The sequence below is a fragment of the uncultured Sphingomonas sp. genome (genome assembly GCF_913774285.1).
Classification (GTDB): Bacteria; Pseudomonadota; Alphaproteobacteria; order Sphingomonadales; family Sphingomonadaceae; genus Sphingomonas.
On sequence record NZ_CAJYHX010000021.1, the window covers coordinates 151428 to 168384 of the forward strand.

Sequence of the window (16957 nt, forward strand, 5' to 3'; positions counted from 1 at the left end):
GATCGAAGCCATCATGCGCACCTCGCCGGTCATCCCGGTGCTGGTGATCGACGACGCCGCCAAGGCGCGTCCGCTCGCCGAGGCGCTGGTGAAGGGCGGCCTGCGCGTGCTCGAGGTGACGATGCGCACCCCGGCGGCGCTCGAAGCGATCCGCGAGATGAAGAAGGTCCCCGGCGCGATCGTCGGCGCCGGCACCGTGGTCAACACCCAGCAGTTCGAACAGGTGATGAAGGAAGACGCCGAGTTCATCGTCTCCCCCGGCCTGACCGATCGCCTGGGCGACACGATCGTGAAGAGCGGCGTGCCCTATCTGCCGGGCATCGCCAATGCCGGCGACATCATGCGCGGCATGGATCTCGGCCTCAGCCACTTCAAGTTCTTCCCCGCCGAGACCTCGGGCGGCCTCAAGGCGCTCAAGGCGCTTGCCGGCCCCTTCTACGAAGCCAAGTTCTGCCCGACCGGCGGCATCACCCCAGCGACCGCGCCCGAGTGGCTGGCGTTCGATCCGATCCTGTGCGTCGGCGGCAGCTGGATCAGCAGCGGCTCGCTGGAAGAAGTCGAAGCCAAGGCCCGCGAAGCCGCCGCGCTGCCGCGGTGATTCGCATTTCTTAAGCCCCTCCTCCTTAGAGCATCAGGTCGGTCATGCCCCCGGCATGACCGACCTGATGCGCCTGAAGGGGAGGGGCTTGAAGTGCTGCGCACCCTTGCGGCCACCAACATATGAACCATATACGCTCCGTAGTCCCACCCATACCGGAGCGCCCATGGGCATCGTGAAAATCGCCGACGACCTCCACGAGGAGGCGCGCCGCGCCAGCGCGGTGATGTGCCGCTCGATCAACGCCCAGGCCGAATACTGGATGAAGATCGGCATGCTCGCCGAGGCCAACCCTACCCTACCCTTCAACGAGATCGTCCGCCGCCAGCTGGCCGAGGCACAGGTCGGCGCCGCCGCGCTCGAGGCCGCCTGAGATGGTCAAGACGCCCCAGGAACTCGAGCTGATGCGCGAGGCCGGCCGCCTCCTCGCCCGGGTGTTCGAGATGCTCGACCGCCAGCCGCTCGCCGGCATGTCGACGCTGGAGATCGACACGCTGGTCGACCGCTATATCACCGACGAGCTCCACGCCCGCCCCGCGAGCAAGGGGCAGTATGGCTATGGCTTCGTGCTCAACTGCTCGATCAACCATGTCGTCTGCCACGGTGTGCCCGATGCCGAAACGATCGTGCAGGACGGCGACATCATCAACCTCGACATCACCCTAGAAAAGAACGGCTTCATCGCCGATTCGAGCAAGACCTACATGGTCGGCGAGGTCTCGCCCCAGGCCCGCCGCCTGGTGAAGGTGACGCAGGAGGCGATGTGGAAGGGCATCGCCCAGGTCCGCCCCGGCGCCACGCTCGGCGACATCGGCGCGGCGATCGAGCGCCACGCCAAGCAGCACGGCTATTCGATCGTGCGCGACTATTGCGGCCACGGCATCGGCCGCGAGATGCACGAGGAGCCCTCGGTCCTCCATTTCGGCCGCCCGGGCACCGGCATGAAGCTGCGGGAAGGCATGACCTTCACGATCGAGCCGATGCTCAACCAGGGCACCCGCAAGGTGACCACGCTCGACGACGGCTGGACGGTGGTGACCAACGACCGCAAGCTCTCGGCCCAATTCGAGCATACCGTCGCGGTGACGGCGACCGGCGTGGAGGTGCTGACGCTGCGCGAGGGCGAACGGGTGATGGCCGGCTGAACGCTAAATCTGCTTCCAAAACTCGGCATCGTTCAGTGGCAGACCGGAAGCGTCACCAATAACTTCCCAACTCCCACAGAGCGGGCAGACGGCCGAAGCAGCTGCAATATCTGCTCGCTTCTTGGGGAGCGCACCACGCCGGCCAGGGATGCCGTCCCCGGCTGAGCCCACCCAATCGACAATGTCTTCTGGAGCGAAGCGTCCGCTGCAATTGATGCACCTGCAAGCATTGCTTCGAAAGATCTCGGCATGATTTTGCCGAGCGTGGCTGCGAACTTCCAAGGTCTGTTCAAGCGTAAGCTTCATACCGGACTTATGTGCAATCCAGCAGCGCTAATGCAAGCCGTGGAGACGATGGCGGCAGGCGCACGATGCGCGCGTCCCGCTGCGATGCGTACGCGCGCTTCACTAGACCACCGGCGATCGCCACGGTTGCGAAACGGCCCGGCGATCCCCACTTATACCCTATCGCCGGCTTCCCTCCCGTAAGCGCCGGCGGCTGGGTCCGTCATGTTCTCGCTTGCACAGCTCGGATATGCCGATGGACCTCGCCTATCTCCTTTCCCGCCACCAGAACGCCGTGACCCGCGCCGGCACCGCTGCCTGCGTGGCCTCGCGTGCCTCGCACCGGGCGTTTGCCGCCGGCTATGCCGAGCGGATCCGCGCCTATCGCCTAGCCCATGGCCTGGCGGACGCCGCCTGATGGGCGCGATCACCCAGGTCGCGGTCGGCGCGACCTCCGACGAGCTTGATCGCAGGCGCTTCCGCGGCACCGCCAAGACCAAGCTGGCGCCCGAAGTCATCGCGCGCCAGTCGAAAATCGCGCTGCTCGCCTTCCAGTCGCTGCCCGATCGCGAGACGGCGCTGTCGTTCCTCAACAGCGAGGACGAAACGCTCGGGGGTCGCCCGATCGACGTGGCGAGCGCGAGCGAAGCGGGCGTCGAGCGCGTCACCACGATGTTGCGCGCCCGCATGGCCCCGGCCGCGAAGATCGACTAAGACGCCCCCATGGCCGAACGCTTCGAACGACATCGCCAGCCCTGGCGCCCCGACGAGCTGCAAAAGCTCCACACCCTCGCCAAGAAGGGCATGCCGCTGCGCGCGATCGCCAAGGCGCTGACCCGCAGCGAGGAATCGGTGAAGGAACGCGCCAAGCTCGACGGGCTGTCGATCGCCAAGCTGCACTGAGCCGGCGCGAGCCCGCTCAGGCGTAGCGGACCGTCGTCCGCCGCCGCCGTGCGCGCAGCGCGCCGCCGATCAGTCCGAAGCCGCCGAGCATCAGCGCCCAGGCCGCCGGCTCGGGTACCGGGCTGGCGGTCAGGCGCGCGCCGACGGTGAACGGGCCGAAGCCGCGATAGGCGGCGTTGATTGCATCGACGCCGGCTTGGTTCAGGTCGATCGTATAGCCCGAGGCCGCGGCGTTCACGGTGATGCGCCCAAGCACCGCGCCCGATCCGAGATCGTCGAAGATCCCCTTGGCGCCATTATATTGCTGCAGCCCGACGATCGAGCTGGTCACATCGTACAGCGTCAGCTCGAGCGGCCGCCCGGTCGCATTGCCATAGCCGCCGGCGAGCGCATTGCCGATCGTCAGCGATGCGCTGGTCACCGGTCCCGACGGAAAGAAGCTGAAGAAGGAGCGATATTCCGTCGTCGAGCCCCAGCTCGTCAGGCTACCGGTGACGTAATTGTCCCAGGCGTTATAGTGCGTGCCGTTGTTGTCGAACCAGCCGGTCTGAAACGTATTGATGCTGCCGGCGCCATTCACCGTCAGCTTCACCGTGCCGCTGGGCGAATTGTTGAAGAGGTAGAAGTCCGCCGCCATGGCTGGCGCGCTGCCAACGACAGCAAGCAGCAATGCTGCGCTCGACAAAACTCGGCTCTTCATCGCAAGATCTCCCCGGAATGCATCCCCATGCATCGATAGTTAACGGTGAAGTATCCCAAACCACGATGGAGTCAAGACAAGCGGGCCCGTCGCTGTCCCGTAATTGATCAACAGCTTAGCCTGCTTTATTCCGGATCATCCGGCAGCGGCCCGCTTGGCCCGCACCAGCGCCGCATCGAGCGCTGAAAGGAAACGCGAGCGGTCCTCCTTTCCGAACGGCGGCGGGCCGCCGATGCGGTCGCCGCCGGCGCGCAGGTCCGCCATGATCGCCCGCACCGCCACCGCGCTGCCGATCGAGCTGGTGGTGAACGGCTTGCCGTTGGGCGCCAGCACCGCCGCCGCGCCCGCCTTGAGGCAGCGATCGGCGAGCAGGATATCCGCGGTGATCACCACCGCACCGGCATCGGTATGCTCGGCGATCCAGTCGTCGGCCGCGTCGAAGCCGTCGCTCACCACCACGCGGCTGAGCAGCGGGTGTTGCGGGATGCGGAGATGCGCGTTGCTCACCACCGTCACCGGCACTTCCAGGCGCCAGGCGACCTTGTAGATCTCTTCCTTCACGGGGCAGGCATCGGCATCGACAAGAATATGGGGCGGGATCGACATGCGCCTTCCCCTGCCACAGCCGTGCCGAAACGCGAAACCCGCGGCCGATTGCAAAAAGAACAAACAGGAAACGAATCGCTTTCCTACACAATTGATCCGTGCCTTGATCTCGCTGCCATGCAGCCCGAGGACGACGATCCCTTCGACTTCACGCCGGTCGCCACCAGCCCCTGTGCCGACGGCTGGAACGCCGAGCGCCAGCGCGCCTTCATCGCCGAACTCGCCACCCATCGCGGCGTCGCCGCGGCGGCGCGCGCAGTGGGGATGACGCCGCAGAGCGCGCGTCGCCTGCGCACTCGTCCGACGCCGCGGGCTTCGTCCGCGCCTGGGACGCGGCGGTCGATCAGGGCCGTACGATGGCGCTCGATCTCGCGCTGCAGATTGCCCGCGAAGGGAGGCTGGTGCCGGTCATGCGACGCGGCAAGATCGTCGGGCATCGCCGCCGCTTCGACAGCCGGCTGATGTTTGCCGCCTGCTATGGCGAGTCGATGCAGCGCTACGAACGCGAAGCGCGGGCGGCGCTGCAACCAGCACCGCCCTCGCCTCGACCGGGATCGCGTTGATGTCGCTTTCCCGGAACTTTCGGAACTTTCGCCGGCTCAGAAGCGGACGCTGACCCAGCCGGCGAGGAAGTGCGAGCCCTTGGATCCCACTGCCTTGAGCACCGCGCCGGGCTCGAAATATTCGTAGCGGCCGATCACCGAGACGCGTGGGCTCACCTTCCAGGTCGCCTGCAGCCGCGCCGCATCGCCGACATGCGCGCCCTTGACCAGCTGGGTACCCGCATAGGCGGTGCCGGCGCCGCGATACACCGCGTCGTCTTCGTCGACGCGCAGGCTGTGCTGCAGCTCGGCGGTGAGATCGAGCGACTTGCTCGGCGAGAGGGTGAAGTTCGGCGAGACTTGGAACAGGTTGGTCAGGTTGAGCGCCAGCTGGTAGCTATAGGCGATCGAGCCGGCGGTGATGGTGCGGGTGTTGCGGATGGTGCCGGTGCCATAGGCGCCGCCGCCGCTGCCGTAATCGAAATGGATGCCGGGCTTGGGCTTCAGCCCCTTGCTGCTCAGGCTGTAGGTCTGGGCGGCCTGGAGGAACCACGCGTCGATCGCCCGGCCGCGATAGTCGCCGCCCTGATGGTTGATCAGCCAGTCGAAGGTCAGCTTGTCGATGCTGCCCCAGAGGCGCGCGCCGTAATAATGGCGGACTTCGAGGCCGGTCGTCTTGCCCCATTTCAGCGTGTCGTTGCGCTCGCGCCAGAAGAAGGGGTCGAAGAAGATCTTGCGCTTGGCCTGATTGGCAAGAACCACGCCAAGCGTGACGCCCGAGAAGCGGGTGCCGTCGTCGATGCGGTCGTCGCCGCTGCCGCCCAGGCCCAGCGTGGTCTGCTTGAAGTCGAACACATCGGCGCGGAACTGCGCGAAGGAGACCCAGGCGCGACCGCCATTGAGCTCGGTATGGATAGAGTTGTCGTCTTTCACCGAGATCAGCCCCGGCGCACCGTCGGTGAACTCCTGCCGACCATAGCGCACCCCGGCGTTGACGCCGCGGACCAGCGCACCGCTCAGCTCGACGAAATATTGTTGAGCGAACAGGTCGTTGCGCGACTTGGCCGCCGGCGTGCCGAGATTGTGCCCGGCCAGCCCGCCATGGGCGAGCTCACCATAGGCACGCAGCGGACCAACATGCACGTCGGCGCCCGCGAAGATGCGGAACAGCTGCTCCTGGCGATGGTCGCCAGCCAGCAACCCCGGCTGTGACACAACTTGCTCGCGCAGCCGCATCTCTCCCGAGAGCGTGACATAGGCAAAGCCGTTTCCGGCAAGCGGCAGGTATTTCAGCCAGTCGAGCGGGTCATCGCGCTTCTTGGGGTCACGCATGCCGCGCCAGTCCTCGGCCCAGCGCGAGGTGTTGTAGCCTCCGAGCTTGATGCCGAAGCCGTCGGCCTGCGACGGGTAGGTAAAGGTCGCGGGCGACGAGGGCGCGCGCGGCGTCACCGCTTCGGCCGGCGGCGTAGATTTCTGCGGCGGCACGCTCTGCTGCAGCCCGTCCTGGGCCCGCGCGGCGATCACCAGCAGCGCGGCGGGTTCGATCCGCTCCTGGGTCTGCGCCGAAACGGGCGACAGCGAGAGGCTGACTGCAAGCAGGGGCAGCAAAAACTGGGTACGCGACATGACGTTGGTCCGTTCTGGACAAGACGCCGTCATCGCCCCGCCCCTGTCCCTGTGGACGAGGCAATGCTGCGCCTTGGGAAGACGGCAGGCCGCCTTCCGGAAATGGATATGCGAAGGTGGCGGGCGGCGCCGCACCGGCACCGCCCGCCGGGCGCTCAGAAGCTCGCCCAGTCCTCGGCGCCGGCCATCACCGGTGCCGCGCGGGGTGCGGATGGAGGTGCCGAACGGGGCGCTGCGGATGCCGAACGGGCCGGCGCCCGCATGGGCGATCCGTTGTCGATCTTGAACCGCGCGGCCTGCCGAGTGAGGCCACTCACCTCACCGGCCAGGTTGCGGGCAGCAGCCGAGGTCTGCTCCACCATCGCCGCATTCTGCTGCGTCGAATGGTCCATCACACCGACGGCCGTGGCGATCTCGCTGATCGCCGAGGACTGGGCGCGGTTGTCGATGGCGACCACCTCGATGAACTCGTGCACCTGGCTGACGCTGCTGGTGATGTTGGCAAGTGCGGCATCGACCTTCTTCACCGAGTCCACCGCGACGCCGATATCGGCCTGGGTGGTGGTGAGTTGCTCGCGAGCGCGGCGCGCTTCCTCTTCGGCGCGCATCGCCAGTGCCGAGACGAGGTCGGCGACGACCGCGAAGCCGCGGCCCGCCTCGCCTGCCCGGCCCGCCTCGACGGCGGCGTTCATGGCGAGAACGCGGGTCTGGAAGGCGATCTTGTCGAGGCCCTCGATGACATTGTCGATGCCGCGGGCGCTTTCGGAGACGCGGTCCATCGCCGCGGTGGCGTCGGTCGCGGTGGTGCGGCCGGAGTCGACGATGCCGATCGCTTCCTGGGTGAAGCCCACCGTGCGGTCGGCGGCGTCGGCGCTGGACTTCAGGCGATCGTTCATCTGCTGGAGCGCGGCCGAGGTCTGCTCCAGGCTGGCGGCGTTGCTCTCGGTGCGGCGGGCGAGATCGTCCGAGGCGGCCGAGATCTCGGTCGAGCCGGTTTCGATGCTGCGCGAGGCTTCGGACAGAACGCTGATCAGCTCGCGCAGGTTCTCCAGCGCGGTGTTGAAGTTGTCGCGCAGCGTGCCGTATGCCGGGGGCACCGCGGTGGTGATCGAGCTGGTCAGATCGCCCTCGGACATGGCGTGGAGCTTTTCCGAAAGCAGCTCGACGATCGCCTGCTGGTCGGCATCCGCCGCGGCCTTGGCAGCCTCGGCATGGACCTTGGCTTCGGCGTTCTGGCGGAACACCTCGAGCGCACCGGCCATCGCGCCGATCTCGTCCTTGCGGCCCGAGCCGGGGATGACCGCCGCGGTGTCACCGCTCGCGAGGGTCCGCATGCGACCGGTGATGGCGCCGAGCGGCAGCGTGATCGAGCGGCTGACGAACAGGACGGCGGCAACCAGCACCAGCACGATCACCAGCGCGGCCATGCCAAGCTTGATCTCGGCGTCGTGCACCGCCGCCTGGATTTCCTCGTCGAACACGCCGGTGGCGACCACCCAGCCCCACGGCTTGAAGGCGCGGACATAAGAGATCTTGGACTTCACGCCCTTGCCGTCCGGCATCTCATATTCGTACGAGACAAAGCCGGCGCCCTGCTCGGCGGCGACCTTGACCATCTCGCGGAAGTGATAGGTGCCGGCGGCATCCTTGCTGTCGTAGGTCGACTTGCCGACCTTCTCCGGCTTCACCGGATGCATCACCATCACGTGGTTGGTATCGAGGATGAAGAAATAGTCGCTCTCGCCGAAGCGCATCGAGCCGACCACCTTCTTGGCAGCAGCCTGCGCGTCCGCCTGGCTCATCCGGCCGGCGCGCTGCTCGGTCTCGTAATAGTCCAGCTGGCTATAGGCGATGTCCACCGCCTGCTTGGTGCGCGCCTGAAAGCTCTTGGTAAGCGAGCTGTCGAGCTGATTGATCGACAGAAGAATGACCAGCACCAGACCGACCAGCGATCCCGCACCTATGATGAAAAGGCGTTTTACCAATGCTGATATCATTCAAGAAACGCACTATACCCTCCGGACATATCCATTCCGGATTGTTATAGAACGATGCAGTCCCACAACTTCTATTTCATATGACTTATTTCGCTTTCGCAGCAAAACGAATCGAAACGTTTTCAAATGCTAACGGAAGTCGAAGTGGACCTTCCGGGATTATGCGGAGGTGGAGGAGCGCCCAACTGGCACCCCTCCGTTCCCGCATCAGTTCTGGGACGCCTTGGTGCCGGGACGCGCCGGCGGCTGGCTGGAGGCGGCGGCGCGCATTGCCTCGTCGTACCAGGCCGCCAAGTCACGGTGCATCAGCGGCATGGTCGTAGGATTGAGATAGACCATGTGGCCGGCGTCATAATAGGTGAAGCGGATGTTCTTCTGCAGCTGCGGATCGAGCAGCATGTGGCTGACGTCGAACTCCGCACCGTAGAAGGGAGTGGCGAAGTCGTAATAGCCGTTCATGAAGAGCACCTTCAGATACGGATTGGTGCGCATCGTATAGGCGAGGTCGGCGGCGCTGTTCGGGGCGAGATGCGTGCCGCTGCCGTCGGGCGCGCGGTGCTTCCAGTCCCAGTCGAAGCCGGGGCCGCGTGCGGTCATCCGGTAGGGCATGTCGGTCTTGTAGCCGAGCACGCGGGTCGCATAGTCCTGGAACGTCGCGACGAAGGCCCCGGTCACCGCGGTCGAGGCCGGATCGTCGCTCGGGCTGTCGGCATTGGCGTCGGTCATGTTCAGCAGGTAGCGCGAATCCAGCCGGCCCACGGCAAGGCGGCGGTCGCGGAGCAGCTCGGTCTGGAAGTGCGACAGGGTAAGGCGCAAGTCGGCGCGCAGGATGAACGCCTCGCTGATGCCGGTGTAGTCGGCCATCTTCTTGGCGATCGCCGCCTTCTCCTCGGCCGAGATGGTCGAGCCCTTGGCGAGCGCCGCCGCATAGGGTCCGCTGGTGAAGGCACGCACCTCTGCGAGGAAGCTCGGCAGGTCGGCGGGGCGGTTCTGCAGCCGGTTATGGTACCAGGCGGTCGCCGCCATCGTCGGGAACAGCGTCAGGAAATTCTGGTCGTAGCCGGGCTGGCGGACGCCATAGTTCATGATCGTCGAGAACTGGACCATGCCGTTGAGGCTGAGCCCCGCCTCCTCGAGCTTGGCGGCGACCACCGGGTTGCGCAGCGTGCCATAGCTTTCGCCGAACAGGAACTTCGGGCTCGGCCAGCGATCGAACTTGCTGGTGTAGCGCAGGATGGCGTGGGCGAAGCCGTCGGCATCCTGGTCGACGCCCCAGAAGTCCTTGCCGGTCTTCTCTCCAAGCGGCCGCGACCAGCCGGCGCCGAGCGCATCGATGAAGACGAGGTCGCTCTTGTCGATCAGCGAGTCCGGATTGGGGCCGAAGCCATAGGGTGCCGGGCGGATATATTCCGGGTTGGCGGTGGTGACGCGCACCGGCGCGAAGCTGCCCATGTGCAGCCAGATCGTCGGCGATCCCGGGCCGCCATTGTAGAAAAAGGTCACCGGCCGCCGCTCGCGCGCCGCGCCGTCGCGCACATAGGCGGTGTAGAAATAGGAGGCGGTGGGCTTGCCGTCGTCGTCGCGGATGGTGAGCGTGCCGGCAGTGGCAGTATAGGCAATCCGCTGCCCGCCGACGGTGACGGCGCCGTGGCTGACCGCGGTAGTCTCATCGACCGACGGCTTAGACCAGGCGGCTTCCGCCTCGGCCTTCATCTGCTCGCGATGGTCCGGACCCTTTGCCGCCGGCTTCTCCTGCGCCCAGGCCGGGCTGGTGGTGGCGAGCAACAGGCACAGAAAAGCAGCACGGTGCATTCAAATCCCCCATTTTCTTGGATCAGGGAGACTTTGTTACATGCCCGCGCCGTCGAGACAAGCGCGCGACGCTTTCCTTACATTTCCCCGCGCGCGCGGCGGATTGCGTACCACTTCGCCACGTTCGCCTGATGCTGCGCATAGGTCTCGGCGAAGACATGGCCGCCGGTGCCATCGGCGACGAAGTACAGCGCCTTGGACTGCGCCGGGTGCAGCACGGCGTCGATCGATGCGCGCCCCGGATTGGCGATCGGCCCCTCGGGTAGGCCGCGCATCGCATAGGTGTTGTAGCCGTTCTTGGCGCGAAGCTCGGACTGAAGGATGCGGCGGCCGAGCGGCTTGCCCCTGGTGATCGGATAGATGATCGTGGGATCGGCCTGGAGCGGCATCCCCGCCTTCAACCGATTGGCATAGACTGCGGCCACGGTGGTGCGCTCGGCCGGCTTGGCCGTCTCCTTCTCGACGATCGAGGCGAGGATGATCGCCTCGCGCGGGGTGTTGACCACCAGCCCCTTGTCACGCCCGACCCATGCCTTGGCGAGATAGACGGTCATCGCCTTCTGCATCCGCGCCAGCACCGCCGCGCGCGGCTCGTCGCGGACATAGGCATAGCTGTCGGGCAGCACCGAGCCTTCTTCCGGGGTCTTCACCGTGCCGGTGAGCGCGGGCGCCTTGGCCAATGCTTCGGCGACGAGGATCGACGGCATGCCCTCGGGCACCGTCACCAGCCGCTGCAGCGTCTTGCCGTCCTGCAGCATCTCCAGGATCTGCCGGGCGCTGGTACGCGGTGCGATGCGATATTCGCCGGCGCGGATCGTGCCGGTACCGCCGAACGCCTTGGCGAAGGTCAGGAAGATCGGGCGCGAGGTGATCGCCCCCGCCTTTTCCAGCTCGCGCGCCGCCCGCGAGAGCGTCGCCCCCTCGGGCACGACGACGCTAATTTCCTGGGTCGCCGGCCCCGGCCCCGCCCAGAGGAACCAGCCCCCGGCAAAGGCCGCGACCAGCAGCAAGGCGGCGACGAGAAGGACGCGCGGTCCCCGACTCCGGCGCGCGGGCGCACGCCTGGTGGAGGAACGGGGTCGCGCGCCCTTCGCCATCGGATCAGAGCGCCTTCATCACCAGGCTGGCATTGGTGCCGCCGAAGCCGAACGAATTGTTCAGCACGGCCTTCACCTTCCGCTCCTTGGCGACGTGCGGCACGAGATCGATGCCGACGCAATTGTCGCTCGGATTATCGAGGTTGAGCGTCGGCGGCACGATCTGGTCGCGCAGTGCCAGGATGCAGAAGATGCTCTCCACCGCACCGGCACCGCCGAGCAGATGGCCGATCGCCGACTTGGTCGAGCTCATCGACAGGCCGCCCACCGCATCGCCGAACAGACGACGCACCGCGCCGAGTTCGAGTTCGTCGCCCAACGGCGTCGAGGTGCCGTGCGCGTTGATATAGTCGATGTCCTCGAGCGCCAGGCCGGCCTTGCGCACCGCCATCTGCATCGAACGGAACGCGCCCGAGCCTTCGGGATGCGGCGCGGTCACGTGATAGGCATCGCCCGACAGGCCATAGCCGACGACTTCGGCATAGATCTTCGCACCGCGGCGCTTGGCATGCTCATATTCCTCGAGCACGACCACGCCGGCGCCCTCGCCCATGACGAAGCCGTCGCGGCCCTGGTCCCAGGGGCGGCTCGCCTTGGTGGGATCGTCGCGGAAGCCCGTGGAAAGCGCACGCGCCTGGCCGAAGCCGGCGATGCCGATCGGGCACACGGTGCTTTCCGCGCCGCCGGCGAGCATGATGTCGGCATCATCCATCGCGATCATCCGCGCGGCGTCGCCGATCGAGTGCGCTCCGGTCGAGCAGGCGGTGACCACCGCATGGTTCGGGCCCATCAGGCCGTACTTGATCGAGACCTGGCCCGAGATCAGGTTGATCAGGCGGCCATGGACGAAATGCGGCGAGACGCGCTTCGGACCCTTTTCATGGAGCACGAGCGATTCGCTCTCGATGCCCGGCAAGCCGCCGATGCCCGAGCCGATCGAGCAGCCGGCGCGGAAGCGCATTTCTTCGGGCATGTCGAGCAGGCCGGCATCCTCGATCGCCTGGCCGGCGGCATCGATGCCGAACACGATGAACGGATCGACCTGGCGCTGGATCTTGTGGTCGACGCGCTTGCCGGCGTCGAAGCCATATTCATGATCCGCCGGCTTCACTTCGCAGGCATAGTTGCTCTGGAAATCCGTCGCGTCGAACTTGGTGATCGTGCCCGCGCCGGACTTGCTGGCGAGGATGTTCTTCCAGGCGGTTTCGACATCGGCCCCCAGCGGGGTGACGAGGCCCAGGCCGGTCACGACTACGCGGCGCATGGCAGTTCTCCAGTCAATTTCGGTTCGGTTCGTTCTTAATACAAAACGGCTCCCCGTCCGCATCGCCAAAGGCACGGGACGGGAAGCCGCCTAGTCGCAAATCCTGCCCATCGGGCCGGGAGCGCGTTTCGAGCGTCAGCCCTGCTGATGCTCGGAGATGTAGGCAACGGCGTCGCCGACGGTGCTGATCTTCTCCGCGGCGTCGTCCGGGATCTCGACCCCGAACTCTTCCTCGAAGGCCATCACCAGCTCGACGATGTCGAGGCTGTCCGCGCCGAGGTCATCGGTGAAGCTCGCGGTCGGCACCACGTCCTTGGCGTCGACGCCGAGATGGTCGACAACGAGCGCCTGCACGCGGGTGGTGATCTCTTCCTGGTTGGCCATGGTCCCTGTTTTCCTTTGTGATGGGGCTCTGAATCCGTTTTCCCGCACCTAGAATGCCGCCGGGGCGGTTGCAAGAGGGTGCCGCAAGGGCCCGCTCTCGTTATCGGGAAAAGTCGGCTGAAGCATATTCCAGCGTGTTGAGAAACGCAAAATATTGCGCGAGCAGTTCCGCATTGGCGCGGGTCTGTTGCGCTTCATCGGTAACGGCGGCGCGGATCAGGTCCTGCGTCGCCTTGGGAGTCAGCGGCTTGCGACGCACCTCTTCGGGCAGCGCGGCGAACTGCTGGTCGAGCGCGGCAGGGTCGAAGCCCTTGGCCTGCACCACCCGCTTCGCCACGGGCAGGCCCACTTCGGCCAGCGCATAGACGCCGGAGGCGGTGGCAGCCGCGCCGCTCCACCCGCGCTCGTTGGCGCAGGCGGTGGTGGCGTCGTTCAGCCCGCGGGTGACCGCCGCCGAATAGCGCGGTCGCTGACCGGGGGTGCCGAGGTTGCGCTCGACATCAGCGGCCAGCTGCGCCTTCACCGCCGCGTCGAGCTTCTGCCCGACGCAGACGATCGACGCCGGATCCGCCGGCGCCGCGAAGGCCGGGGTTGCGGTGGCAAGTGCAAGTGCTGCGGCGAAAACGAGACGCATATTCATCCTACTCCACGCCCCCCGGCTGCTCGGCTCAGAGCATCGCCATCCCGCCGTTCACATGCAAGGTCTGGCCCGTGACATAGGCCGCTTCCTTGCTGGCGAGATAGACGACCGCCGCGCCGATATCCTCGCCCTCGCCCAGCTTTCCGGCAGGAATACGGCCGAGCAGCGCCTCTTTCTGTGCATCGGGCAGAACGTCCGTCATCGCCGACCGGATGAAGCCCGGCGCGACGCAGTTCACCGTGATGTTGCGGCTCGCCAGTTCCTGCGCCAGCGCCTTGGACATGCCGACCAGGCCGGCCTTGGAGGCGGCATAGTTGGCCTGTCCCGGATTGCCGGTGGCACCGACCACCGAGGTGATCGAGATCATGCGGCCGAACCGCGCCTTCATCATCGGCTTGGCGGCGGCGCGCATCAGGCGGAACGCGGCTTCCAGGTTGACCTGGATCACCTGCTCCCACTCCTCGTCCTTCATCCGCATCGCGAGATTGTCACGGGTGACGCCGGCATTGTTGACGAGGATGTCGAGCTTGCCGCCCAGCGCTTCCACCGCCTGCGGCACCATAGCGTCGACCGCGGCGCGATCGGAGAGGTTGCAGGTCAGCGCGACATGCTCGCCGCCCAGGCCGGCGCGAAAGGCTTCCAGCTTTTCGGCATTGGAGCCGGACACGGCGAGCTTGGCACCCTGCGCCGCGAGGGCCTTGGCGATCGCCGAACCGATACCCCCCGACGCGCCCGTGACGAGCGCGGTCATTCCCGTAAGATCGAACATTTCCCGTATCTCCTCAGAGCGCCTTCACGAGCGCTTCAATGTCATCCATCGACACGACGCTGGTCACACCAGCATCGGGGGTGATGCGCTTGACCATGCCGCCGAGCACCTTGCCGCCCAGCTCGACGAAATCATGCACGCCCGCATCGAACATCGCCGACACCGATTCGCGCCAGCGGACCATGCCGGTCACCTGCTCGACCAGCAGCGTGCGGATCGCCGCCGGGTCGCTCACCGGAGCTGCGGTCACATTGGCATAAACCGGCACCAGCGGCGCCTGGATCGCCACCTCGGCGAGCGCGGAGGCCATCGCGTCGGCAGCGGGCTGCATCAGTGGGCAATGGAACGGCGCCGAAACCGGGAGCAGCAGCGCCCGCTTGGCGCCGTGGTCCTTGGCGATCGCCACCGCGCGCTCGATCGCGGCGCGCGCGCCCGAGATCACCACCTGGGTGGGGTCATTGTCATTGGCGACGGTGCAGACTTCGCCCTCTGCCGCGGCATCGGCGATCGCCTGCGCCTTGACGAGATCGGCGCCGAGCAGCGCGGCCATCGCCCCCTCGCCCACCGGCACCGCCGACTGCATCGCGTCGCCGCGCTTGCGCAGCAGCTTCGCGGTCGTCGCCAGATCGAGCGCACCCGCGGCGCACAGCGCGGTATATTCACCGAGCGAGTGGCCCGCGACGAAATCGGCCTTGTCGGCGAGGCGGATACCGCCTTCCTTCTCGAGCACGCGCAGCACCGCAATGGCATTGGCCATGATCGCCGGCTGGGCATTGGCGGTGAGCGTCAGGTCGCTCTCGGGCCCCTCGCTCATCAGCTTGAAGAGATGCTGGCCCAGTGCCTCGTCGACTTCCTGGAACACTTCGCGCGCGGCGGGGCTAGCTTCGGCCAAGGCCTTGCCCATGCCGACGGCCTGGCTGCCCTGGCCGGGGAAAAGAAACGCGCGCATAACTGTATCTCCTGCGGAAGCGCCGTGAATGGGCGAGCGCGTTACGGCGAGACATGGGGCGGACGCAAGCCTGCCGCTGCACTACACCCGTCGCGAAGTCGATGCCGAGGGCCGTCCATCCGACAAGCCGATCCTTTACCGCAATCCGCGCTTCGATTGTCGCGATCTGGGGCAGTTGGCCGCTTTTGGTACGATTAACCAAAATCCTTGTCGTTGTAACACTTACGCGTCAGCCGTACGTCCTTCCAAGTTCATTGATGCAGTAGCGGGAGGATTTGAAATGAAGATGAAGACGATGCTAGCCAGCGCGGCCATCCTGATGGCGGCAGCACCTGCGATCGCAAATGCTTCTATCATCGTGCCTGGAAAATGCGCGTCGGTTGCAGCTTCGAGTGGCTGCCTATTCCTCGGCAACATCAACGGCAACGACAACGTCTTCAACCTGAACAGCTACAAGCAGGCAGAACTCGTCTATAACGTTTACAACAATTTCGTACCGAGCGCACAGCCCAATATCACTCTTAATTACCTGTTCGATACGAACACCACGTCCGGCCTGATCACGGGCGCCGGCACCTCCTCCGGCACCTGGTCGACGCCTGGCTATGTGATCGACTATATGGCGGTGAAGGCCGGCAATTATTTCTCGCTCTACAAGGTCGCCGATCTGAGCAGCGGCAGCTGGAGCACGATGGACATCCCGCACGGCAAGAACCTGAAGGACCTGTCGCATATCGTCTTCTTTGGCTCCGAAGCGGTGGCCGGGGTGCCCGAGCCGGCGACCTGGGGCATGATGATCGCGGGCGTCGGCATGGCCGGGGGTGCACTGCGCCGCCGCCGCGCGCGTCAGCAGCTGCGCGTCGCCGCCGCCTGATTGCGCTTGCATCCGCCCGCGCAGTTGCGTAAGGGCGACCGATCGGAGCGGAGCAGCAATGCGTCCGCTCCGTTTGCTTTATCGAGACGACAGCCGGAGGGGCGACCGCATGGGGCGGCGTCAGCGATCGGCCAACAGGAAGAGAACCAATGGCTCTGTACGAGCATGTGTTCCTTGCGCGCCAGGATCTGGCACAGGCGCAAGTGGACGCGCTGGCGGAAACCGCCACCAAGATCGTCGAAGACAACAACGGCAAGGTCGTCAAGACCGAAACCTGGGGTCTTCGCAGCCTCGCCTATCGTATCGCCAAGAACCGCAAGGCGCACTACGTGATGCTCGAGATCGACGCGCCGGCCGGCGTGGTCGCCGAGCTGGAGCGCCAGACGCAGATCAACGAAGACGTGATCCGCTACATGACCGTCAAGGTGGACGGCCATGAGCAGGGCCCGTCGGTGATGATGCGCAAGGGCGACCGCGAGCGTCGCGGCCGTCGTGACCGCGATGGCAACTTCGAAGGCGAATAAGGAGCGTATAGACCATGGCACGACCCTTTTTCCGCCGCCGCAAGAGCTGCCCCTTCTCCGCGAAGGATGCGCCCCGGATCGATTACAAGGACGTCCGCCTGCTGCAGGGCTTCGTCTCCGAGCGCGGCAAGATCGTCCCCTCGCGCATCACTTCGGTGAGCGCGAAGAAGCAGCGCGAGCTGGCCCAGGCCATCAAGCGCGCCCGTCACCTGGGCCTGCTGCCCTACATCGTTAAGTAAGGA

22 protein-coding genes are annotated in these 16957 nt (G+C 66.0%); 10 read left to right on the forward strand and 12 right to left on the reverse strand.

The window, feature by feature from the left end; translation table 11 throughout:
* The first annotated feature begins 13 nt into the window (after nucleotides 1-13).
* The 3 genes from eda (at nucleotide 14) to map (ending at nucleotide 1743) form a co-directional block, all read left to right on the forward strand.
* Complete coding sequence (eda, locus tag QZ670_RS10180; protein ID WP_294254785.1) at nucleotides 14-598, forward strand: bifunctional 4-hydroxy-2-oxoglutarate aldolase/2-dehydro-3-deoxy-phosphogluconate aldolase; 585 nt, start codon at nucleotides 14-16, stop codon at nucleotides 596-598.
* A gap of 166 nt (nucleotides 599-764) precedes the next feature.
* Entirely contained in the window at nucleotides 765-971 is a 207-nt protein-coding gene (locus QZ670_RS10185; RefSeq protein ID WP_093295321.1) for a ParD-like family protein, read from the forward strand.
* Between the two features lies 1 nt (nucleotide 972).
* Entirely contained in the window at nucleotides 973-1743 is a 771-nt protein-coding gene (gene map / locus QZ670_RS10190) for a type I methionyl aminopeptidase (RefSeq protein ID WP_294254642.1), read from the forward strand.
* A 3-nt stretch (nucleotides 1744-1746) separates the two neighbouring features.
* On the opposite strand, the gene QZ670_RS10195 is transcribed toward map, so the two are convergent.
* Nucleotides 1747-2049 carry a hypothetical protein gene (locus QZ670_RS10195; RefSeq protein ID WP_294254644.1) on the reverse strand — a complete coding sequence of 101 codons (303 nt, stop codon included), beginning with the start codon at nucleotides 2047-2049 and terminating at the stop codon, nucleotides 1747-1749.
* Between the two features lie 229 nt (nucleotides 2050-2278).
* On the opposite strand from QZ670_RS10195, the gene QZ670_RS10200 reads away from it, so the two are divergent.
* Genes QZ670_RS10200 through QZ670_RS10210 form a run of 3 tightly spaced genes read left to right on the forward strand, consistent with a single transcriptional unit; the run spans nucleotide 2279 to nucleotide 2931 of the window.
* Nucleotides 2279-2446 carry a hypothetical protein gene (locus tag QZ670_RS10200; RefSeq protein ID WP_294254645.1) on the forward strand — a complete coding sequence of 56 codons (168 nt, stop codon included), beginning with the start codon at nucleotides 2279-2281 and terminating at the stop codon, nucleotides 2444-2446.
* A complete protein-coding gene (locus QZ670_RS10205) occupies nucleotides 2446-2742 on the forward strand; it encodes a hypothetical protein (RefSeq protein WP_294254648.1) in 297 nt (98 codons plus the stop codon). The genes QZ670_RS10200 and QZ670_RS10205 overlap by 1 nt, the downstream gene beginning before the upstream one ends.
* A gap of 9 nt (nucleotides 2743-2751) precedes the next feature.
* A complete protein-coding gene (locus tag QZ670_RS10210; RefSeq protein ID WP_010543827.1) occupies nucleotides 2752-2931 on the forward strand; it encodes a hypothetical protein in 180 nt (59 codons plus the stop codon).
* Between the two features lie 16 nt (nucleotides 2932-2947).
* Here the strand turns inward: QZ670_RS10210 and QZ670_RS10215 are convergent, their stop codons facing one another.
* Together QZ670_RS10215 and QZ670_RS10220 are read right to left on the reverse strand one after the other, a co-directional pair.
* Nucleotides 2948-3631, reverse strand: coding sequence for a PEPxxWA-CTERM sorting domain-containing protein (locus QZ670_RS10215; protein ID WP_294254651.1), 684 nt, complete (start codon nucleotides 3629-3631; stop codon nucleotides 2948-2950).
* Between the two features lie 135 nt (nucleotides 3632-3766).
* Nucleotides 3767-4237, reverse strand: coding sequence for a YaiI/YqxD family protein (locus tag QZ670_RS10220; protein ID WP_294254653.1), 471 nt, complete (start codon nucleotides 4235-4237; stop codon nucleotides 3767-3769).
* A 356-nt stretch (nucleotides 4238-4593) separates the two neighbouring features.
* On the opposite strand from QZ670_RS10220, the gene QZ670_RS10225 reads away from it, so the two are divergent.
* Nucleotides 4594-4800, forward strand: coding sequence for a hypothetical protein (locus QZ670_RS10225; RefSeq protein WP_294254655.1), 207 nt, complete (start codon nucleotides 4594-4596; stop codon nucleotides 4798-4800).
* Between the two features lie 36 nt (nucleotides 4801-4836).
* Here QZ670_RS10225 and QZ670_RS10230 read toward each other — a convergent pair whose 3' ends face one another.
* From QZ670_RS10230 to fabD, 9 genes are all read right to left on the reverse strand, one after another.
* Complete coding sequence (locus QZ670_RS10230) at nucleotides 4837-6405, reverse strand: alginate export family protein (RefSeq protein ID WP_294254657.1); 1569 nt, start codon at nucleotides 6403-6405, stop codon at nucleotides 4837-4839.
* A gap of 155 nt (nucleotides 6406-6560) precedes the next feature.
* The gene (locus QZ670_RS10235) at nucleotides 6561-8342 is read right to left on the reverse strand and encodes a methyl-accepting chemotaxis protein (protein ID WP_294254659.1); all 1782 of its coding nucleotides are present in this window, start codon (nucleotides 8340-8342) and stop codon (nucleotides 6561-6563) included.
* A gap of 267 nt (nucleotides 8343-8609) precedes the next feature.
* Entirely contained in the window at nucleotides 8610-10214 is a 1605-nt protein-coding gene (locus QZ670_RS10240; protein WP_294254661.1) for a peptidase S10, read from the reverse strand.
* Nucleotides 10215-10291: 77 nt separating this feature from the next.
* On the reverse strand, nucleotides 10292-11311 hold the full coding sequence (mltG, locus tag QZ670_RS10245; protein WP_294254663.1) for an endolytic transglycosylase MltG: 1020 nt from the start codon (nucleotides 11309-11311) through the stop codon (nucleotides 10292-10294).
* A gap of 4 nt (nucleotides 11312-11315) precedes the next feature.
* Nucleotides 11316-12575 carry a beta-ketoacyl-ACP synthase II gene (fabF, locus tag QZ670_RS10250; protein WP_294254665.1) on the reverse strand — a complete coding sequence of 420 codons (1260 nt, stop codon included), beginning with the start codon at nucleotides 12573-12575 and terminating at the stop codon, nucleotides 11316-11318.
* A gap of 135 nt (nucleotides 12576-12710) precedes the next feature.
* Complete coding sequence (locus tag QZ670_RS10255) at nucleotides 12711-12959, reverse strand: acyl carrier protein (RefSeq protein ID WP_010543822.1); 249 nt, start codon at nucleotides 12957-12959, stop codon at nucleotides 12711-12713.
* A 100-nt stretch (nucleotides 12960-13059) separates the two neighbouring features.
* Complete coding sequence (locus tag QZ670_RS10260; protein WP_294254670.1) at nucleotides 13060-13593, reverse strand: hypothetical protein; 534 nt, start codon at nucleotides 13591-13593, stop codon at nucleotides 13060-13062.
* Between the two features lie 34 nt (nucleotides 13594-13627).
* Complete coding sequence (gene fabG, locus QZ670_RS10265) at nucleotides 13628-14368, reverse strand: 3-oxoacyl-[acyl-carrier-protein] reductase (RefSeq protein ID WP_294254672.1); 741 nt, start codon at nucleotides 14366-14368, stop codon at nucleotides 13628-13630.
* A 13-nt stretch (nucleotides 14369-14381) separates the two neighbouring features.
* The gene (gene fabD, locus QZ670_RS10270) at nucleotides 14382-15317 is read right to left on the reverse strand and encodes an ACP S-malonyltransferase (protein ID WP_294254676.1); all 936 of its coding nucleotides are present in this window, start codon (nucleotides 15315-15317) and stop codon (nucleotides 14382-14384) included.
* Nucleotides 15318-15345: 28 nt separating this feature from the next.
* Between fabD and QZ670_RS10275 the strand changes: the two genes are divergently transcribed.
* The 3 genes from QZ670_RS10275 to rpsR all read left to right on the forward strand — a co-directional run bounded on the left by QZ670_RS10275 (nucleotide 15346) and on the right by rpsR (nucleotide 16954).
* Nucleotides 15346-16191: a PEPxxWA-CTERM sorting domain-containing protein gene (locus QZ670_RS10275; RefSeq protein WP_294254677.1), complete on the forward strand. Its 846-nt coding sequence runs from the start codon at nucleotides 15346-15348 to the stop codon at nucleotides 16189-16191.
* A 149-nt stretch (nucleotides 16192-16340) separates the two neighbouring features.
* Nucleotides 16341-16715 (forward strand): 30S ribosomal protein S6, encoded by a 375-nt coding sequence (gene rpsF, locus QZ670_RS10280; RefSeq protein ID WP_125977145.1) that lies wholly within the window; start codon nucleotides 16341-16343, stop codon nucleotides 16713-16715.
* Nucleotides 16716-16729: 14 nt separating this feature from the next.
* Nucleotides 16730-16954, forward strand: a complete 225-nt coding sequence (gene rpsR / locus QZ670_RS10285) for a 30S ribosomal protein S18 (RefSeq protein WP_010543816.1) — start codon at nucleotides 16730-16732, stop codon at nucleotides 16952-16954.
* Nucleotides 16955-16957: the final 3 nt, after the last annotated feature.